Below are 15,546 nucleotides of genomic sequence, written 5' to 3'. Positions count from 1 at the left end.
AACACACACTACTTTGTCTGTTAGTAAATACTTAAGTTTTGATATCTTTTTTTGTTTATAATCCACCCTTCTTGTGTATACAAGTGGTTTTTTTGTTAATAATTTAAGAAAAACGCCTAGAGTATGCGCTTTTGAAGCATGAGCGTGCAGAATATCGCATTGTTTTGCTGCACCTAATAATTGCTTTAAATTACTTGAGTCTATTGTTTCAAAACCCATTGCGTTTGCTTTTTTATACAACTCATCCTTAGCGGCAATAATAGAATCTATACCAAGCTCTCTTAAGCCTTGCGCTAGGTATATTAACTGCTGCTCGCCGCCTCTAAAGCCTTTTTGTGTATTTAAATGCAGGATTTTCATATACCACCTCCTCCACTGTTTATTTAAGAATATTGTAATAAAATTAAAAAAAAGTAACTAATAAAATTAAAAAATGTTAATTTTGAATGTTTGATTTTTTGATTAAAATCAAATACTTTTTTATTTAAATAGCATATAGTTTTAAAAATCGCTTCTTTGGAGGCAAATTATGAGTAAATTGATTGATGATTTGCTTAAAGAACATAAAAAGCTTTTTTCATTACTTGATGAATTGCACAACATTGACAAAGAAGGCGCCAAGGAAAAGCTTTTTGAAAGCAAAAACCTTTTTTTGATGCATCTTGATAAAGAAGATAGGTTTCTACACTCAAAGTTTGATGAAGCAAAAAGCAAAGGTGTTAATGCAGAAGAAAATGTTTTAAAGTTTAAAGAAGAGATGGAAGAAATTTCTAAAGATGTGGTAAATTTCTTTGACACATACAAAAAAGGTATAACAGATAAGATTCAGTTTGCAAGGGATTTTGGGAAAATTTATGGTATGTTAAAAATCAGGATGATAAAAGAAGAAACACAGTTATATCCAGTTTATTAAAAACACTTTGGATAAAGAAGGGTTTATGTTTGAAACTTATAAAGAATTGGTAGAATCTATAAATGTAAGCGATACTGAAAAAGAATCGCTTTATGCTGCACTTGCAACTCATGGGCATGTATGTGGCGGTATGGCTTTAGGATTTGCCTGCGGTCTTTTCTTATAATGCACATTAAAACGCAAAAGGCTCTTAAGGTTAAGGTAAAGCCAGAGATTATAAAAAGCGCCCTTGGCTCCAGTTATGTTAAGGATTATAGGAGCAAAGGCATAAATGCTTCAAGTATACCTACAAGCGTTTCATATGCGCTTTTTAGGAAAGTATTTGAGCTATACAACAATAACTTACTTATAGATGCGCAGGGTCCGTTTGATTACCCATCTAAAGAAGAAGCAATAACATTTAACTACGAAATTTGTCAGGTTTGCTCTGATGCAGTAGCTCAAAATTACATAAAAATTGAAGATGGTAAAAAAGTTTGCATTGAGTGCGCCCATTTTATAAGATAGTTTTGAAAATAAAAATTTAACATAAAAAACTATCTTATGTTTTACAAGGAGGTTTACAATGGCTGTGCAAAAAGTTGACGAAGATGTTTACTATGTAGGTTCAAGGCATTGGGATAGGCCTATTTTTGATGAGTTGCTTGAGTTGCCAAAAGGCACAAGCTACAATTCATATTTGATATCTGGTTCTCAAAAGACAGCTTTAATTGATAGTGTTGATCCATGCAAAAAGCATGAGCTTTTGAGGAATTTAGACGTTTTGAATGTAAAAAATATAGACTACATTATAGCAAATCATGCGGAACAGGACCATTCTGGCTCAATACCTGCAGTGCTTGAAAGGTATCCTCAAGCAAAAGTAGTTACAAATGAAAAATGCAAATCTCTACTTATAGACCTGCTTGATATTAATGAAGACAGATTTATGATAATAAATGATAACGATACTTTATCCTTGGGCGACAAAACCCTTCAATTTGTCTTTACGCCATGGGTCCACTGGCCAGAAACCATGTCTGTTTACCTTGTAGAGAAAAAGATGCTTTTTACCTGTGACTTTTTTGGTTCTCATATAGCAACAAGCAAGATATTTGGACCAAAAGATGAAAAGTTAGTTTATGAAGGTGCAAAGCGCTACTATGCAGAAATTATGATGCCTTTTAGAAGAAATATTCAAAAAAACATTCAGAAAGTAGAAGAATTAAATCCTTCCATGATTTTGCCAGGCCATGGTGTAGTGTATAAAAATCCACAGTTTATAATAGATGCTTATAAAAAATGGATATCAGACAATGTGGATAACGAAGCTCTTATAATCATCTATGCACGGTAGCACCAAAGAACTCGTTGACTATTTATCAGATGCATTAATTGAGCAGGGCGTATATGCAAGACCATACAATATTGCTCAATCAAGTCTTGGAGAAATAGCTATGGATCTTGTAGATGCAGCAACTGTGATTTTTGCCTCTCCTTTTGTGCTAGCGGGCGTTCATCCTAAAATAATAACTACCGCATATCTTGCAAATGCCTTAAGACCGAAAACAAAATTTGCAGGCATAATTGGATCGTTCGGGTGGGGCGGCAAAGGTGTTGAACATATAAAAAACAACCTTACAAACTTAAGTGTTGAACTGTTTGAACCTGTGTATACAAAAGGTAAACCAAAACCTGAAGACTTTAAAAAGATAACTGACCTTGCAAAACAAATAGCAGATAAACACAAAGAGATTGGGATATTGGGATAATTTATGAAACAGTTACTTGCTATACGTAATGTCGCAATTGAGCATGCTGGCCTTTTTGAAGAGGTATTAAGACAAAAAAACTATCAAATAAGCTATATTGATGCCTTCAAAGGACAATTAGCTGGCAATCTAAAAAATTATTCACTGATACTTGTGCTTGGGGGTTACATGGGAGCCTATGAAGAAGATAAATTCCCGTTTTTAAAGCATGAGTATAAAGTTATAGAAGAAGCGCTAACACTCAATATACCACTTATAGGTATATGTTTAGGTTCTCAAATGCTTGCTAGAGTCTTGGGTGCAAGGGTTTATAAAGGACATACAAAAGAGATTGGTTTTTTCGATATACATAAAGTTTCAAACCACGAATACTTTTATAATTTTCCTGATAAATTCAAAGCATTTCAATGGCACAACGATACTTTTGACTTACCAAATAATACACAACGCGTATTTTCATCTTCTTCTTATAAAAATCAGGGGTTTGTATATAAAAATGCAATCGGTCTTCAGTTTCACATTGAGGTAAGCCTGGATATGATAAAAAAATGGTTACTGGAATACAATGAAGAAGTTGAAAAAGAAAATTTAAACACTCAAGATATATTAGACAACGCTAAGGTTTATACACTGACTCTAAAAAAATATATCGAATACTTAATAAATAACATAGAAAATGGTGCCTTATGATAAAACTAAAAAGCGCTTACTCTTCATATGAGGATACAGACGGCTATAGGATACTGGTTGATAGGCTCTGGCCAAGGAGTATTTCAAAACAAAAAGCACACATAGATTTATGGCTAAAAGAAATTGCACCAAGCAGTGAGCTTAGAAAGTGGTATGCTCATGATGAAACAAAATGGGATGAGTTTAAGGAACGCTATTTTAATGAACTCTCAAGTAAAAAAGAACTTTTAGATATGATTGTAGAAAAATCAAAAGTTGGAACTATCACACTTGTTTATTCGTCTAAAAGCCCTCTAAATAATGCAAAAGCACTTTTAGAATACATTGAAAGGAGTTATTTATGAGTCAAAACTGTCAAATTTTAGAGGCGATTTTTAATGGCGTGGGCGATGGGATTTTGTTTTGTGATGTAGGTGGTATTATTAAAATATGGAGCAGAGGCTGTGAAAAAATATTTGGCTACAGTTCAAGTGAAGCCATAGGTCAAAGCCTTGATATTATAATACCGGAAAAATATAGGAAAAGGCACTGGGATGGTTTTTTTAGCGCTGTAAAATCAAAAAGCAGCAAATATTCTGATGATTTGCTATCAGTACCGGCTATTGGAAAAAACAACAAATCTCTATCCATAGATTTTAGCATAGCTATAGTAGAGCAAGACTCAAAACTTTTAGGTTTTGGAGCTATAATAAGAGATGCCACAAAAAGCTTCTTAGAAAAAAAGCAATTGAAAAACGAAATAGAAGAATTAAAAAACAAACTAAAGCAATTTAAGGAGGATGTATGAAAGCTGTAATTGATGAACAAACATGCATAGGCTGTGGCGTTTGTGCAGATGTGTGCCCACAAGTGTTTGAGATGAATGAAGATGGCTCAAAAGCGCGTGTAATAGCTGACAATTGCGATGCTGGATGTTGCGAAGAAGCCAAAGATTCATGTCCTACACAATCTATATCATTGGAGGGCTAAACCATGACAAAAGATGAGTTAAAAAAATACAATGGTAAAAACGGGATGCCAGTATATGTTGCTTACGAATGTAAAATCTATGATGTTAGTGACTCTGATATGTGGACAGGTGGAGAACACATAGGAACACACAATGCGGGAGTAGACCTTACCGCAGAAATAGATGATGCGCCACATGATGATAGAGTGCTTGAGAGATTCAAGGTGGTGGGAGAGCTGGAAGAGTAGAAATTGTGATTGTTTTATTTATATTAAAATGTCATAAGAGGTTAATTTGTCAAAGTTTGAGGATTTAAATAAAAAATACTAAAAAATACTAAAAAATACATAGTTAATGATGACCACTCTGGGTTATTATTTTTTGTTTCTTGCTAATTCGTTTAAAGAAACGCTAGAACGTTTAAGGTTATTCCCGACTTCATCAAACCACTACTTGCATCTTAACTTTAACAGCAGCTGTCCTATTACCAATAATAACATTGCAAAAACACAAAATAATATAAACTTTGACTATGCTGTTAATCTTCTTTACATAGAAGAAGAGGATAGAATAATAAGGGGCATACACGATATATACGGAAAACTATATGACGAGATTGGTTTTTCTCATACTATTTCAAATCCTGCAAGAAACAGAAAAACATCCAACACTCTAAAAGAGATAGTATTGGCAAGGATTGCCAATCCTGAAAGCAAGAGAGCATCTGTATCAGACTTAGAGGAAAGCTTCGGAATTAAGCTTGATCTAAATGCAGTATATAGGATGATGGATAAGATAACAGATAAAAGTATAGAAAAGCTCAACGAACTTGTATATAAAAACACAAAGAGCTTATTTAGAGATAAGATAGATGTAATCTATTTTGATGCTACAACCCTCTACTTTGAGTCATTCACAGAGGATGAGTTTAAGAAAAACGGAATACACACCAATATGCCAATCTCTGGCAAATTGAAGAATCTTTTAGAATTACAAAACATGACCTAAAGATAAGGCCTATATACCACTGGAAAGAAAGAAGAATAAAAGCTCATATTGCCATATCCTTTATGGCTTATACGCTCATAAGACACCTTGAGCATAGGGTAAGACTGCAATACAAAAAACTATTACTTCAGCAGATAAGAAAGACCCTCTTATCTGTTCAGGCAAGCATACTACATGATAAAAAAACAAACAAAAGATATGTTTTGCCTTCCAATGTTCCATTGGATGCCGAAAAAATCTATAAACTTATGGATGTTAGTCTAAAAACATCTGTGTATAGGATAATGTAGTGCCTAAGAAAAAATGAAGACCCTTTGGGGAATGGGTTTTGGGTGGAAAAGTGATGAAGTCGGGTGGATTTTCATATATAGTGCCAATGGTGCTTTTAAGTGGTTTTGCTACACCAATTGAAAATATACCATCTACTATGCGTTGGGTTGCTTATATTAATCCTCTACAGTATATGGTTACAATTTCAAGAGCTATATTTTTGGAAAACCCATCCCTCAAAATAGTTTTTGTTACAATATGGCCACTTTTACCTATCAGTTTTTTTACGATGGCCATGGCTGTCGTGTTATTTAAAAAGAAAACTGGTTAAACTTAATCTGGCTATACTTTTTGTTTCATATGATGCTTTTACGATTATAGTATATTTAATATAAAGATAAAGTTGCATCTTTTATATGGGCTAAAAAAGAATTAAAATACTGCAATCAGGCAAATATATTGAAGAATAAAGCAGCACAGAAGAGTTATTTAAAGATTTTGGGTACCTGAATCTTATTAAAATAACAACGAAGAAAAGTTTTAAAAAGATTATGAAGCTATGCATATCAAAAACGATTTGGTTATTATCAAAATTGAATGAAAATAATTACTAAATATTTGATTTTAATCAATTCTTTTTGGACAAAACTTGTTTAAAATCAAAATATGGCGATCAAAGGAAAAGATTTACCAGATATTGCTTTTAAACTATGGTCTACTATTTGCTTAAAATTATTTTTAGTTATAATAATATCGGTTTTTATTTTTTTTAAAGCTGCATATTATATTAACGAAATCTGGCTGTTTGTAACTATATTTTTGATTTTTATATTATTTTCAATTATTGTTATATACAAAGAATTCAAAAAATTAAGTTTAAAAAACGAATATTTCAAACATGTATTGCCTTCTTATGGTTTTATTGGGTTAAACCCACTTTTAATTTATTTATCTCTTACCTGGAGAGCTTTGTTATTGCTTATACCGCTTATTAGTATTGTGGTATTTTTTTCGCAAGGTTCTATAATAGGCAGGATAATTGTTATTATTTTAGAATTTTTAGTTGGTTACCCAAGCATATATTGGTATTTAAAAAGCAAAACAAAACTTGGATGAACTTTTTTTAAAAATAATAATGCAAAAGGAGATCTATCCTGCCGTGTTTTATTAGGTAGAGACCGCTAAATTTCATTATTTGTTTAATTTTTTCTTTGTTTTTTTTACTGTAGCAATGGATTAAACACTTTTTACACATGGGTTTTGGGTCTAAAGGGCAGTTTTCTAATTTCATGTAAGCGTAATTTAACAACTCGTAACAATCTTTGCATAAATCATCCTTGTAAACTTCTACGCCCTTTTCTAAATGATTTTTTCTGCAGTATAGTTTGATAAAATTTTTAATAACCTTTTTGTCATGTTTAATTTTTTCCTGCTTGTTTTTCATATTTTTTTATTTTACACTAAAACCTTATAAATTTAATTGACTAATGTTAAAAATCTTGTCCACAATGTCTACCAATATCAAGCTTTAGATACATATTACAAAAGAAACAATAAAAAACAAAAATAACTTTACCACTTTTATCACTTTTTTGACATACGTCAATTTAATTTAGAAAATATTGTTTAAACTATGAATAAAGAAAAAAAGCGGAGGTGCTTATGTCGATGTTTTGTTATCAATGCCAGGAGGCAATGCACGGTATAGGTTGCAGTGTAGAAAAAGGAATATGCGGCAAAGAGGATCATACATCTGATTTAATGGATGTATTGATTTATAATTTAAAAGGCCTGTCTGTTATAGCAAGACAGGCAATTTCTAACGGTTTTGATCCAAAACCTATAGGGAAATTTGTATCAGAAAGCCTATTTATGACTATCACAAATGTCAATTTTGATGATGAACGCGTTATAGAGCAAATTAAGCAGACAAATGCACAAGCAAAGCTACTTGGCTCTTTTTTGAGCTCTAAAGGAAAAAATGTGTCGTATTCAAACCTATATGAGTTTGAAACAAAACAAAAAGCTTTAGAATTTTCAAAAAGTATAGGCGTATTAAGTGAAACCAATGAAGATATAAGGTCTTTAAAAGAACTTATTGTATATGGCTTAAAAGGTATGGCTGCATATTACGACCATGCAAGCGTGCTTGGCTTTGAAGATGAGTCAATTACAAGTTTTATGATAGATACGCTTGCACAATTAACCGAAAACTTAAGTCAAGATGAACTAATAAGCCTTGTTATGAAAACAGGTGAGTTTTCTGTAAAGACAATGGAACTTTTAGACAAAGCCAATACATCTACATACGGTAACCCAGAAATCACAAAAGTAAGCATAGGTACACGCAACAGACCAGGTATACTGATTTCCGGGCATGATTTAAAGGATATGGAAGAGTTGCTTGAGCAAACAAAAAACACTGGAGTGGATGTTTATACTCATGGCGAGATGCTTCCTGCAAATTATTATCCAAAGTTTAAAAAATACGATCATTTTGTAGGCAATTACGGTAATGCCTGGTGGTTGCAAACAAAAGAATTTGAATCTTTTAACGGACCAATTCTTATGACTACAAACTGCCTTGTGCCACCAAGAGATTCCTATAAAGACAGGGTATTTACAACAGGCGTAGTGGGCTATCCTGGATTAAAGCATATACCAGATAGGAAAGATGGCAGGCCAAAAGATTTTTCACCCATTATTGAGATGGCAAAAAAGTGTCCACCTCCAACTCAAATTGAAACAGGAACTATTGTAGGTGGTTTTGCGCACAATCAGGTACTGGCTTTGGCAGATAAAGTAATAGAAGCAGTTAATTCTGGAGCAATAAAGAGGTTTGTTGTAATGGCAGGATGCGATGGCAGACACAATACAAGAAAATACTACACAAATCTGGCTGAAAGCCTGCCAAAAGATACTGTCATTTTAACAGCAGGTTGTGCAAAATATCGCTACAACAAACTAAATTTAGGTGACATAAACGGTATACCAAGGGTACTGGATGCAGGACAGTGCAATGACTCTTATTCTTTGGCTGTTATTGCACTAAAGCTAAAAGAAGCATTTGGGCTTGACGATATTAATAAGCTTCCTGTTTCTTACGATATAGCATGGTATGAGCAAAAAGCTGTAACTGTTTTCTTAGCTTTGCTGTATTTGGGCGTAAAAGGCATAAGGCTGGGTCCAACGCTACCAGCATTTTTATCACCAAATGTAGCCAAGGTTATTGTTGAAAACTTTGATGTAAAGCCTATTGGAGAAGTCCAGCAAGATTTAGAGCTTATTATGCAAGGAAAGTAAATTTTTTATAAAGGAAGGCAAAAACCTTCCTTTTTTAGAGGTGAACAATGCTTGATTACAAACCAAAAGATAAGTTTAGCAAACTCCTTGAAGCCTACCCAAACATACCTGATTATTTATACTCTAGAAATCCGCTCTATAAAATGCTTACAAATAAAGTAATCGTTCAGCTTATGGCACCAAGAGTGGATCTGGCTCATGTTGCAACAAGGGGTGGTTACAGTTTTGAAGAATTTTTACAAATTATCGAAAATGGTATAAAAAGCGGTTTTGTAAATGATAAAAAATCTGCTGATACAAATACAAAAGAGATCAAAGAAAAGCTAAAGGCTATATTAAAGCAAATTTATAATAAAGAAAATGTGGAAGAAGCAAAAAAGCGCTTTAAAGATTTGATAGAAAAAGCTGATCCAGTGCTTATTGCAGTTGTTGAAAGCGAGTTAAAAAACGAAGGTTACACAACAGACGATCTTATGAAAGCCTGCGATATTCATATGGAGTTATTCAAAGAGCAAATCTCAAGCTCAAGAATGCGCATAGATAAAAATCATCCTCTCTACAGGCTTATAAAAGATCATGATGCAATTATGATGTATATGGAAAATGGTTTTAATTTAGCAAATACTTTAAAAAACTATCAAGATTATGCTTCAGCCCAAAGCGTAATTGAGCAGCTAAAGCAAATCATAAAGCTGCAAAAACAAGCAGAAGACAATCACAACACGCGCCAGGAAAATACGCTGTTTCCTGTAATAGAAAAATATGGAGTAGAAGAACCTCCATCTATAATGTGGCAGGACCACTACAATATGAAGCAAGCAAGAAACCGCATAGAAAAATTGCTTGATAATCACGAAACTATTAATTATGAAGATTTTGTAGATCGTTTAGTTTCAAATTACAGGTATATGCTTGAAACATTTGCACTTCATACAAAAAAAGAACAGGAAATTTTATACAATGTAGCTCTTGATATGTTATCCGATAAAGACTGGGCTGATATTAAAAGTGAATCCGATGAGCTTGGCTACTTTGAGCTACCAAAGGAGGTACAAGATGAATGAATCAACACTGGAGCTTTTTGAAGATTTAGATATTAAAGTTTTGCTAAGAGTTTTAGATAACCTGCCATGCGATGTGTCATTTGTGGATAAAGACGATAATGTAGTATATTTCAACTTACCGCGCGAGGGCAGGACATTTGCAAGAACAAAATTGGATATTGGTAGAAAGGTTCAAAAATGCCATCCGCCAAAAAGTTTACACTTAGTGCAAAAAATCCTTGATGATTTTAGAGCAAAAAAGAGAAAATCAGCAGATTTTTGGATTAATTTTGAAGGTAGGTTTTTATATATAAGATATTTTCCCGTTTACGATGAAAATGGTGATTATTATGGAACACTGGAAGTTATGCAGGATGTAAAAGAAATTCAAAAACTGCAAGGAGAAAAGAGGCTATTGGACGATGAAAACTCTGCTGAATGATTAATTAAAAAATTTTTAAATTTTTGACATATGTCAATTTTTTTTCTGAAAAAGTTGTTTATATCATTAGATAAATAATATCATGAAAGGGGGCGGTATGGGTTTTTTAGAGCGCTATTCTTTTTTTAAAAAATCTCAAAAAAATTCAAGCGGCTTTATTGAAGAAAGGCTGGAAGATAGGACATGGGAAAATGGTTATAGAAACAGATTTTCTTATGACAAGATTGTTAGGAGCACGCATGGTGTAAACTGCACAGGCTCTTGTAGTTGGCAAATATTTGTAAAAAACGGCATTATAACCTACGAGATACAACAAAATGACTACCCGCAAACACAAGATGGCCTTCCTGAATATGAGCCAAGAGGTTGTCCAAGTGGTGCAAGCTACTCAAGTTATCTCTACAGCCCTCACCGCATAAAATACCCCATGATAAGAAGTGAGTTGTTAAAGCCATACAGAGAAAAAAGAAAGACACTAAATCCAGTGGAAGCATGGAAAGCTATTGTTGAATCAGACAATAGTAAAATCTACAAACAAAAAAGAGGTTTTGGCGGTTTTGTAAGAGTAAGTTTTGATGAAGCTTTAGAAATTATTGCTGCTGCAAATATATATACGATTAAAACATACGGTCCAGATAGAATTTTTGGTTTCAGTCCTATACCGGCTATGAGTATGGTTAGCTATGCATCTGGTGCTAGATATTTATCATTAATTGGAGGAGCAGTAGGTAGTTTTTATGATTGGTATTGCGATTTACCACCGTCATCTCCTCAAGTATTTGGTGAGCAAACAGATGTGCCAGAATCTGCAGACTGGTATAATTCTACATATTTAGTGCTTTGGGGTTCCAATGTACCTCAAACCAGAAGGCCAGATGCTCACTTTTACACAGAAGTACGCTATAAGGGGACAAAAACTGTTGTCATATCGCCAGACTTTAGTGAAGCATCAAAGTTTGCCGATGTATGGGTTGCACCACGACCAGGCAGCGATGCTGCGCTGGCACTAGCTATGGGTCATGTAATTTTTAAAGAATTCCATATTGACAATAGTTATGAGTATTTTAACAATTATGTAAAGCAATACAGCGATATGCCACATCTTGTGATTTTACGCAATAAAGGTGATTATTTTGTTTCAGATAGATTTTTGAGAGCATCTGATATAATTGATGATTCTTTGGAACAAGATGATTGGAAGACTGTTGTAATTGACAATAAAACCAATCAGACTGCAATAATTAATGGCAGTATAGGTTTTAGATACGAAAATAATGGCAAATGGAATTTGCATTTAAAAGACTCTTTAACTAATAAAAATATAGACCCAAAACTTAGCCTCATTGACATAGCTACTGATGTAGTAGAAGTTGGTTTTGCTGATTTTACAAGCAATTCAATTATTAAAAGAAAAGTGCCGGCACTAAAAATTAACAAAAAAGGCAATCAATATATAGTAGCAAGTGTATTTGATCTATTGGCAGCTCACTATGGGATTGATAGAAACTTAAACGATTTAAATACGGCTAAAACTTACGATGATGATTGCGCATACACGCCAGCCTGGCAGGAAAAATTCACAGGCGTTAAAAAAGAAATTGTAATTAAAATTGCACGAGAGTTTGCTAAAAATGCTCTTTTAACAAAAGGTAAATCGATGGTTATAATTGGTGCTGGAGTTAATCATTACTATTATACCGATACAATTTATCGAAGCGTGATAAATATGCTTACAATGTGCGGATGTATCGGTCAATCCGGCGGTGGGTGGGCTCATTATGTAGGTCAGGAAAAGGTAAGACCGCTTGCAGGATGGAGTGCGATTGCATTTGCGCTTGATTGGTATAGACCACCAAGGCAAATGAATTCAACTTCATTCTATTACTTTCATACAGATCAGTTTAGATACGAAGATGTAAAAATAGGTGATTTGTTATCACCTTTGGCTGAAAATACATACAAGGATTATTCGCCAGCTGATTTTAATGTAAAGGCTGTTAGAATGGGTTGGCTTCCAGCTACACCGTATTTGGATAAAAACCCAATAGAAATAATAAAAGACGCTCAAAGTCAAAATCTTGATCCAAAAGAATATCTAATAAACAACCTTAAAGAGTCCAGGATAAGATTTGCTTTTGAAGACCCAGATAATCCAAAAAATTTTGTTCGCAATATGTTTGTGTGGCGTTCAAATCTACTTGGAGCAAGCTCTAAAGGTCATGAGTATTTCCTGAAACATTTGCTTGGTACAAAATCTGGCGTTTTAGCAAAAGAAATTGATGAAAGCAAGCGTCCGAAAGAAATTGTATGGAGAAATTCAATTGAAGGTAAACTTGATTTACTTGTAACGCTAGATTTTCGAATGTCTACCACATGTATTTATTCGGATATAGTTTTGCCTGCTGCAAGCTGGTACGAAAAGGAAGATCTAAGTACAACTGATATGCATCCATTTATACACCCTTTTTCCAAAGCGCTTGATCCTTTATGGGAAAGCAAAAATGATTGGGATATATTTAAAGAGCTTGCAAAAAAATTTTCAGAGCTTGCCAAAGATCATTTAGGTGTTCAAAAAGAATTGGTACTTTCACCCCTTATGCACGATACACCTGCAGAGTTTGGTCAAGCATTTGAGCCAAAAGATTGGAAAGTAGACAATACAGAGATTATTCCAGGTAAAAATTTTCCTACGATAAGCATTATTGAGAGGGATTATCCGAATGTTTACAAGCAGTATACAACACTTGGCCCATTGTTAGAAAAACTTGGCAATGGTGCAAAAGGTGTAAGTTGGGATACAAAAGAAGAAGTTGAGCATTTAAAAAAGCTAAATGGTGAAATTGATAATAAAGCTAAAATAGAAAATGCCAAAGAAGTATGCGAGGCGATTTTAGAGTTAGCACCCGAAACCAATGCAAAAGTATCGCATAAAGCATTTGATAATTTATCTTTAAAAACAGGCAGCTTGCACAATAATGTAAGACCTCCAATTGATTACAGCTTAAGATTTGTTGATTTACAAATCCAACCTCGAAGGACAGTTACTTCGCCTATATGGAGCGGTATTGAGTCAAAAGAAATATCATATAGCGCTAATTATCAGAATGTACATGAGTTTATACCATGGCGAACACTAACAGGTAGAATCCAGTTTTATCAGGACCACAAGTGGATGCAGCTATTTGGTGAAAACTTTGCAGTTTATAAGCCTTTAGTTGATGCAAAATCTTTATCAAATATAAACAAAGAAGACAATACGCTTACACTAAAATGGAGTACAGCTCATCAAAAGTTTGGGATACACTCAACATATGTAGATTTGCTAACATTGCAAACGCTTTCAAGAGGTGGACCGCATATATGGATAAGTGAGTCTGATGCTAAAATTTTAGGTTTAAAAGACAATGATTGGATTGAAGCATTCAATAAAAATGGTGTTGTGCTAGCCAGGGTAGTTGTAAGCCAAAGAATACCAAAAGGCAGTGCTTTTATGTATCATGCTCAAGATAAAGTTATAAATACACCAATCTCAGAAAGGACCAAAAATCGTGGTGGAGTGCACAACAGCGTGATTAAAGTACTATTAAATCCGCTTCATATGATAGGAGGCTATGCCCAGCTATCTTATTCTTTTAATTACTACGGGACTGTAGGTTCAAACAGAGACGATTTTGTTGTTGTAAGAAAGTTGCAAAAACCTACATGGTCTAAAAAACAAAAATCACAGGAGGCGCTATGAGGGTAAAGGCTCAACTTTCAATGGTGCTAAATTTGGATAAGTGTATTGGCTGCCATACCTGTTCTGTAACATGCAAGAATGTGTGGACAAAAAGGGAAGGGCTTGAATATGCATGGTTTAATAATGTAGAAACAAAGCCAGGCATAGGATATCCCAAAGATTGGGAAAATCAATCAAAATACAAAGGTGGATGGAAACTTGAAAACAATGAATTAAAACTAAACCTTGGATCAAAAACTTCGATTTTGTTAAATATATTTGCAAACCCCAATCTGCCAAAATTAAAGGACTACTATGAGCCTTTCGAGTTTGATTACGAGTATTTGAAATTATCAAACGAAGAGTATTTTCCTTCTCTAAAACCAATATCAGCTATTACGAAAAAAGAGATAGAGATAGAATGGGGTCCAAACTGGGAAGATGACCTTGGCGGTGAATTTGAAAATCGCTCAAAAGATTATAACTTTGAAAACTTGCAAAAAGAGATTTATTCAGAATTTGAAAATACATTTATGATGTATCTGCCAAGGCTTTGCAATCATTGCTTAAACCCAGCCTGCGTTGCAAGCTGTCCGTCTGCTGCCATATACAAAAGGGATGAAGATGGCATTGTTTTGATTGACCAAAATAAATGTAGAGGCTGGCGCATGTGCGTAAGTGCATGTCCATATAAAAAGATCTACTTCAATTACAAAACAGGAAAGTCAGAAAAATGTATATTATGCTACCCAAGGCTTGAAGTAGGAAAACCTACAGTATGCAGCGAGTCTTGTGTTGGAAAGATTCGCTATATTGGTGTTTTGCTATACGATCAGGATAAAATCGAACAAATTGCAAAGACTCAAAACAAACAAGATTTGTATGAAGCCCAATTAAGTGTCTTTTTAGATCCTTTTGATGAAAATGTCATAAATCAAGCCAGAAAAGATGGTATACCAGAAAATTTTATAGAAGCCGCACAGAACTCACCTGTCTACAAGATGGTGGTTGAATGGAAAATTGCTTTTGGTCTACATGTGGAATTTAGAACACTACCAATGAATTTTTATATACCGCCACTGTCGCCAATTGTCAACAAAACTGAGTTATTTCAAAGTGATGAAGTTTTTGGCAATATTGAAGACTTAAGCTTGCCTGTTGATTATTTAGCAAATCTTTTGTGTGCTTCAAATAGAAAACCAATAGTATCAGCATTAAAAAAACTTATGGCTTTGAGGGGGTTTTTTAGGAAAAAGAATGTAGAAGGTATAATTGATGAATATGTGTTAAAACAAGTGGGATTAAGCATAAATCAAGCTCAAGATATGTATAGGTATTTAGCTATTGCAAAATATGAAGATAGGTATGTTATACCAACACTTCACAGTGAATTTCACCAGGATAATTTTAAAAAACAAGGCACTGTTGGCTTTTTAAGAAATGATTTTGGAGGCTAATG

Annotated in this window: 20 protein-coding genes and 1 pseudogene; 19 read left to right on the top strand and 2 right to left on the bottom strand. The window is 33.8% G+C overall.

The window, feature by feature from the left end; translation table 11 throughout:
- Window positions 1-360: pseudogene (locus BLQ93_RS08715) on the bottom strand (glycosyltransferase family 4 protein); the annotation flags it as partial.
- Between the two features lie 169 nt (window positions 361-529).
- Between BLQ93_RS08715 and BLQ93_RS08710 the strand changes: the two are divergent.
- The 14 genes from BLQ93_RS08710 to BLQ93_RS08660 all read left to right on the top strand — a co-directional run bounded on the left by BLQ93_RS08710 (window position 530) and on the right by BLQ93_RS08660 (window position 6,697).
- Window positions 530-913 carry a hemerythrin domain-containing protein gene (locus tag BLQ93_RS08710; protein ID WP_092129688.1) on the top strand — a complete coding sequence of 128 codons (384 nt, stop codon included), beginning with the start codon at window positions 530-532 and terminating at the stop codon, window positions 911-913.
- A 25-nt stretch (window positions 914-938) separates the two neighbouring features.
- Window positions 939-1,079: a hypothetical protein gene (locus BLQ93_RS09425; RefSeq protein ID WP_159427521.1), complete on the top strand. Its 141-nt coding sequence runs from the start codon at window positions 939-941 to the stop codon at window positions 1,077-1,079.
- On the top strand, window positions 1,079-1,420 hold the full coding sequence (locus BLQ93_RS08705) for a TraR/DksA C4-type zinc finger protein (RefSeq protein ID WP_092129686.1): 342 nt from the start codon (window positions 1,079-1,081) through the stop codon (window positions 1,418-1,420). The genes BLQ93_RS09425 and BLQ93_RS08705 overlap by 1 nt, the downstream gene beginning before the upstream one ends.
- Window positions 1,421-1,478: 58 nt before the next feature.
- Window positions 1,479-2,249: an FprA family A-type flavoprotein gene (locus BLQ93_RS08700; protein ID WP_216818773.1), complete on the top strand. Its 771-nt coding sequence runs from the start codon at window positions 1,479-1,481 to the stop codon at window positions 2,247-2,249.
- Entirely contained in the window at window positions 2,239-2,664 is a 426-nt protein-coding gene (locus BLQ93_RS09585) for a hypothetical protein (RefSeq protein ID WP_216818772.1), read from the top strand. Before BLQ93_RS08700 ends, BLQ93_RS09585 begins: the two co-directional genes overlap by 11 nt.
- Before the next feature lie 3 nt (window positions 2,665-2,667).
- Window positions 2,668-3,354, top strand: a complete 687-nt coding sequence (locus BLQ93_RS08695; RefSeq protein WP_092129684.1) for a type 1 glutamine amidotransferase — start codon at window positions 2,668-2,670, stop codon at window positions 3,352-3,354.
- Entirely contained in the window at window positions 3,351-3,698 is a 348-nt protein-coding gene (locus BLQ93_RS08690; protein ID WP_092129682.1) for a DUF488 domain-containing protein, read from the top strand. Before BLQ93_RS08695 ends, BLQ93_RS08690 begins: the two co-directional genes overlap by 4 nt.
- Window positions 3,695-4,141, top strand: coding sequence for a PAS domain S-box protein (locus BLQ93_RS08685; RefSeq protein WP_092129680.1), 447 nt, complete (start codon window positions 3,695-3,697; stop codon window positions 4,139-4,141). Before BLQ93_RS08690 ends, BLQ93_RS08685 begins: the two co-directional genes overlap by 4 nt.
- Window positions 4,138-4,323, top strand: a complete 186-nt coding sequence (locus BLQ93_RS08680) for a ferredoxin (RefSeq protein ID WP_025392342.1) — start codon at window positions 4,138-4,140, stop codon at window positions 4,321-4,323. The genes BLQ93_RS08685 and BLQ93_RS08680 overlap by 4 nt, the downstream gene beginning before the upstream one ends.
- Before the next feature lie 3 nt (window positions 4,324-4,326).
- Window positions 4,327-4,551, top strand: coding sequence for a cytochrome b5 domain-containing protein (locus BLQ93_RS08675; RefSeq protein WP_092129678.1), 225 nt, complete (start codon window positions 4,327-4,329; stop codon window positions 4,549-4,551).
- 205 nt (window positions 4,552-4,756) lie between these two features.
- A complete protein-coding gene (locus BLQ93_RS08670; RefSeq protein ID WP_143338728.1) occupies window positions 4,757-5,311 on the top strand; it encodes a hypothetical protein in 555 nt (184 codons plus the stop codon).
- Between the two features lie 62 nt (window positions 5,312-5,373).
- Entirely contained in the window at window positions 5,374-5,601 is a 228-nt protein-coding gene (locus BLQ93_RS09380) for a hypothetical protein (protein ID WP_143338727.1), read from the top strand.
- Between the two features lie 53 nt (window positions 5,602-5,654).
- Window positions 5,655-5,912 (top strand): ABC transporter permease, encoded by a 258-nt coding sequence (locus tag BLQ93_RS08665; RefSeq protein WP_092129674.1) that lies wholly within the window; start codon window positions 5,655-5,657, stop codon window positions 5,910-5,912.
- A 335-nt stretch (window positions 5,913-6,247) separates the two neighbouring features.
- Window positions 6,248-6,697, top strand: a complete 450-nt coding sequence (locus BLQ93_RS08660) for a hypothetical protein (protein WP_092129672.1) — start codon at window positions 6,248-6,250, stop codon at window positions 6,695-6,697.
- Window positions 6,698-6,704: 7 nt separating this feature from the next.
- Here the strand turns inward: BLQ93_RS08660 and BLQ93_RS08655 are convergent, their stop codons facing one another.
- Window positions 6,705-7,025, bottom strand: a complete 321-nt coding sequence (locus BLQ93_RS08655; protein WP_092129670.1) for a nitrous oxide-stimulated promoter family protein — start codon at window positions 7,023-7,025, stop codon at window positions 6,705-6,707.
- Window positions 7,026-7,243: 218 nt separating this feature from the next.
- On the opposite strand from BLQ93_RS08655, the gene hcp reads away from it, so the two are divergent.
- The 5 genes from hcp (at window position 7,244) to narH (ending at window position 15,544) form a co-directional block, all read left to right on the top strand.
- Window positions 7,244-8,884: a hydroxylamine reductase gene (gene hcp / locus BLQ93_RS08650; protein WP_092129668.1), complete on the top strand. Its 1,641-nt coding sequence runs from the start codon at window positions 7,244-7,246 to the stop codon at window positions 8,882-8,884.
- A 47-nt stretch (window positions 8,885-8,931) separates the two neighbouring features.
- Window positions 8,932-9,948, top strand: coding sequence for a DUF438 domain-containing protein (locus tag BLQ93_RS08645; protein WP_092129666.1), 1,017 nt, complete (start codon window positions 8,932-8,934; stop codon window positions 9,946-9,948).
- Window positions 9,941-10,369, top strand: coding sequence for a PAS domain-containing protein (locus tag BLQ93_RS08640; protein ID WP_092129664.1), 429 nt, complete (start codon window positions 9,941-9,943; stop codon window positions 10,367-10,369). The genes BLQ93_RS08645 and BLQ93_RS08640 overlap by 8 nt, the downstream gene beginning before the upstream one ends.
- Window positions 10,370-10,466: 97 nt before the next feature.
- On the top strand, window positions 10,467-14,108 hold the full coding sequence (locus BLQ93_RS08635; RefSeq protein ID WP_092129662.1) for a nitrate reductase subunit alpha: 3,642 nt from the start codon (window positions 10,467-10,469) through the stop codon (window positions 14,106-14,108).
- A complete protein-coding gene (gene narH, locus BLQ93_RS08630) occupies window positions 14,105-15,544 on the top strand; it encodes a nitrate reductase subunit beta (protein ID WP_092129660.1) in 1,440 nt (479 codons plus the stop codon). The genes BLQ93_RS08635 and narH overlap by 4 nt, the downstream gene beginning before the upstream one ends.
- Window positions 15,545-15,546: the final 2 nt, after the last annotated feature.

The organism is Desulfurella multipotens, assembly GCF_900101285.1.
Lineage (GTDB): Bacteria > Campylobacterota_A > Desulfurellia > Desulfurellales > Desulfurellaceae > Desulfurella > Desulfurella acetivorans.
The sequence above is the reverse complement of the archived record's forward strand: the minus strand, read 5'-3'. Positions and strand labels throughout refer to the sequence as shown.

Bases quoted from the DNA above. Each gene is read 5' to 3' on its own strand.
- BLQ93_RS08710 (WP_092129688.1), top strand. From the start codon at position 530: ATGAGTAAATTGATTGATGATTTGCTTAAAGAACATAAAAAGCTTTTT.
- BLQ93_RS09425 (WP_159427521.1), top strand. From the start codon at position 939: ATGTTTGAAACTTATAAAGAATTGGTAGAATCTATAAATGTAAGCGAT.
- BLQ93_RS08705 (WP_092129686.1), top strand. From the start codon at position 1,079: ATGCACATTAAAACGCAAAAGGCTCTTAAGGTTAAGGTAAAGCCAGAG.
- BLQ93_RS08700 (WP_216818773.1), top strand. From the start codon at position 1,479: ATGGCTGTGCAAAAAGTTGACGAAGATGTTTACTATGTAGGTTCAAGG.
- BLQ93_RS09585 (WP_216818772.1), top strand. From the start codon at position 2,239: ATGCACGGTAGCACCAAAGAACTCGTTGACTATTTATCAGATGCATTA.
- BLQ93_RS08695 (WP_092129684.1), top strand. From the start codon at position 2,668: ATGAAACAGTTACTTGCTATACGTAATGTCGCAATTGAGCATGCTGGC.
- BLQ93_RS08690 (WP_092129682.1), top strand. From the start codon at position 3,351: ATGATAAAACTAAAAAGCGCTTACTCTTCATATGAGGATACAGACGGC.
- BLQ93_RS08685 (WP_092129680.1), top strand. From the start codon at position 3,695: ATGAGTCAAAACTGTCAAATTTTAGAGGCGATTTTTAATGGCGTGGGC.
- BLQ93_RS08680 (WP_025392342.1), top strand. From the start codon at position 4,138: ATGAAAGCTGTAATTGATGAACAAACATGCATAGGCTGTGGCGTTTGT.
- BLQ93_RS08675 (WP_092129678.1), top strand. From the start codon at position 4,327: ATGACAAAAGATGAGTTAAAAAAATACAATGGTAAAAACGGGATGCCA.
- BLQ93_RS09380 (WP_143338727.1), top strand. From the start codon at position 5,374: ATGGCTTATACGCTCATAAGACACCTTGAGCATAGGGTAAGACTGCAA.
- BLQ93_RS08665 (WP_092129674.1), top strand. From the start codon at position 5,655: ATGAAGTCGGGTGGATTTTCATATATAGTGCCAATGGTGCTTTTAAGT.
- BLQ93_RS08660 (WP_092129672.1), top strand. From the start codon at position 6,248: ATGGCGATCAAAGGAAAAGATTTACCAGATATTGCTTTTAAACTATGG.
- BLQ93_RS08655 (WP_092129670.1), bottom strand. From the start codon at position 7,025: ATGAAAAACAAGCAGGAAAAAATTAAACATGACAAAAAGGTTATTAAA.
- hcp (WP_092129668.1), top strand. From the start codon at position 7,244: ATGTCGATGTTTTGTTATCAATGCCAGGAGGCAATGCACGGTATAGGT.
- BLQ93_RS08645 (WP_092129666.1), top strand. From the start codon at position 8,932: ATGCTTGATTACAAACCAAAAGATAAGTTTAGCAAACTCCTTGAAGCC.
- BLQ93_RS08640 (WP_092129664.1), top strand. From the start codon at position 9,941: ATGAATGAATCAACACTGGAGCTTTTTGAAGATTTAGATATTAAAGTT.
- BLQ93_RS08635 (WP_092129662.1), top strand. From the start codon at position 10,467: ATGGGTTTTTTAGAGCGCTATTCTTTTTTTAAAAAATCTCAAAAAAAT.
- narH (WP_092129660.1), top strand. From the start codon at position 14,105: ATGAGGGTAAAGGCTCAACTTTCAATGGTGCTAAATTTGGATAAGTGT.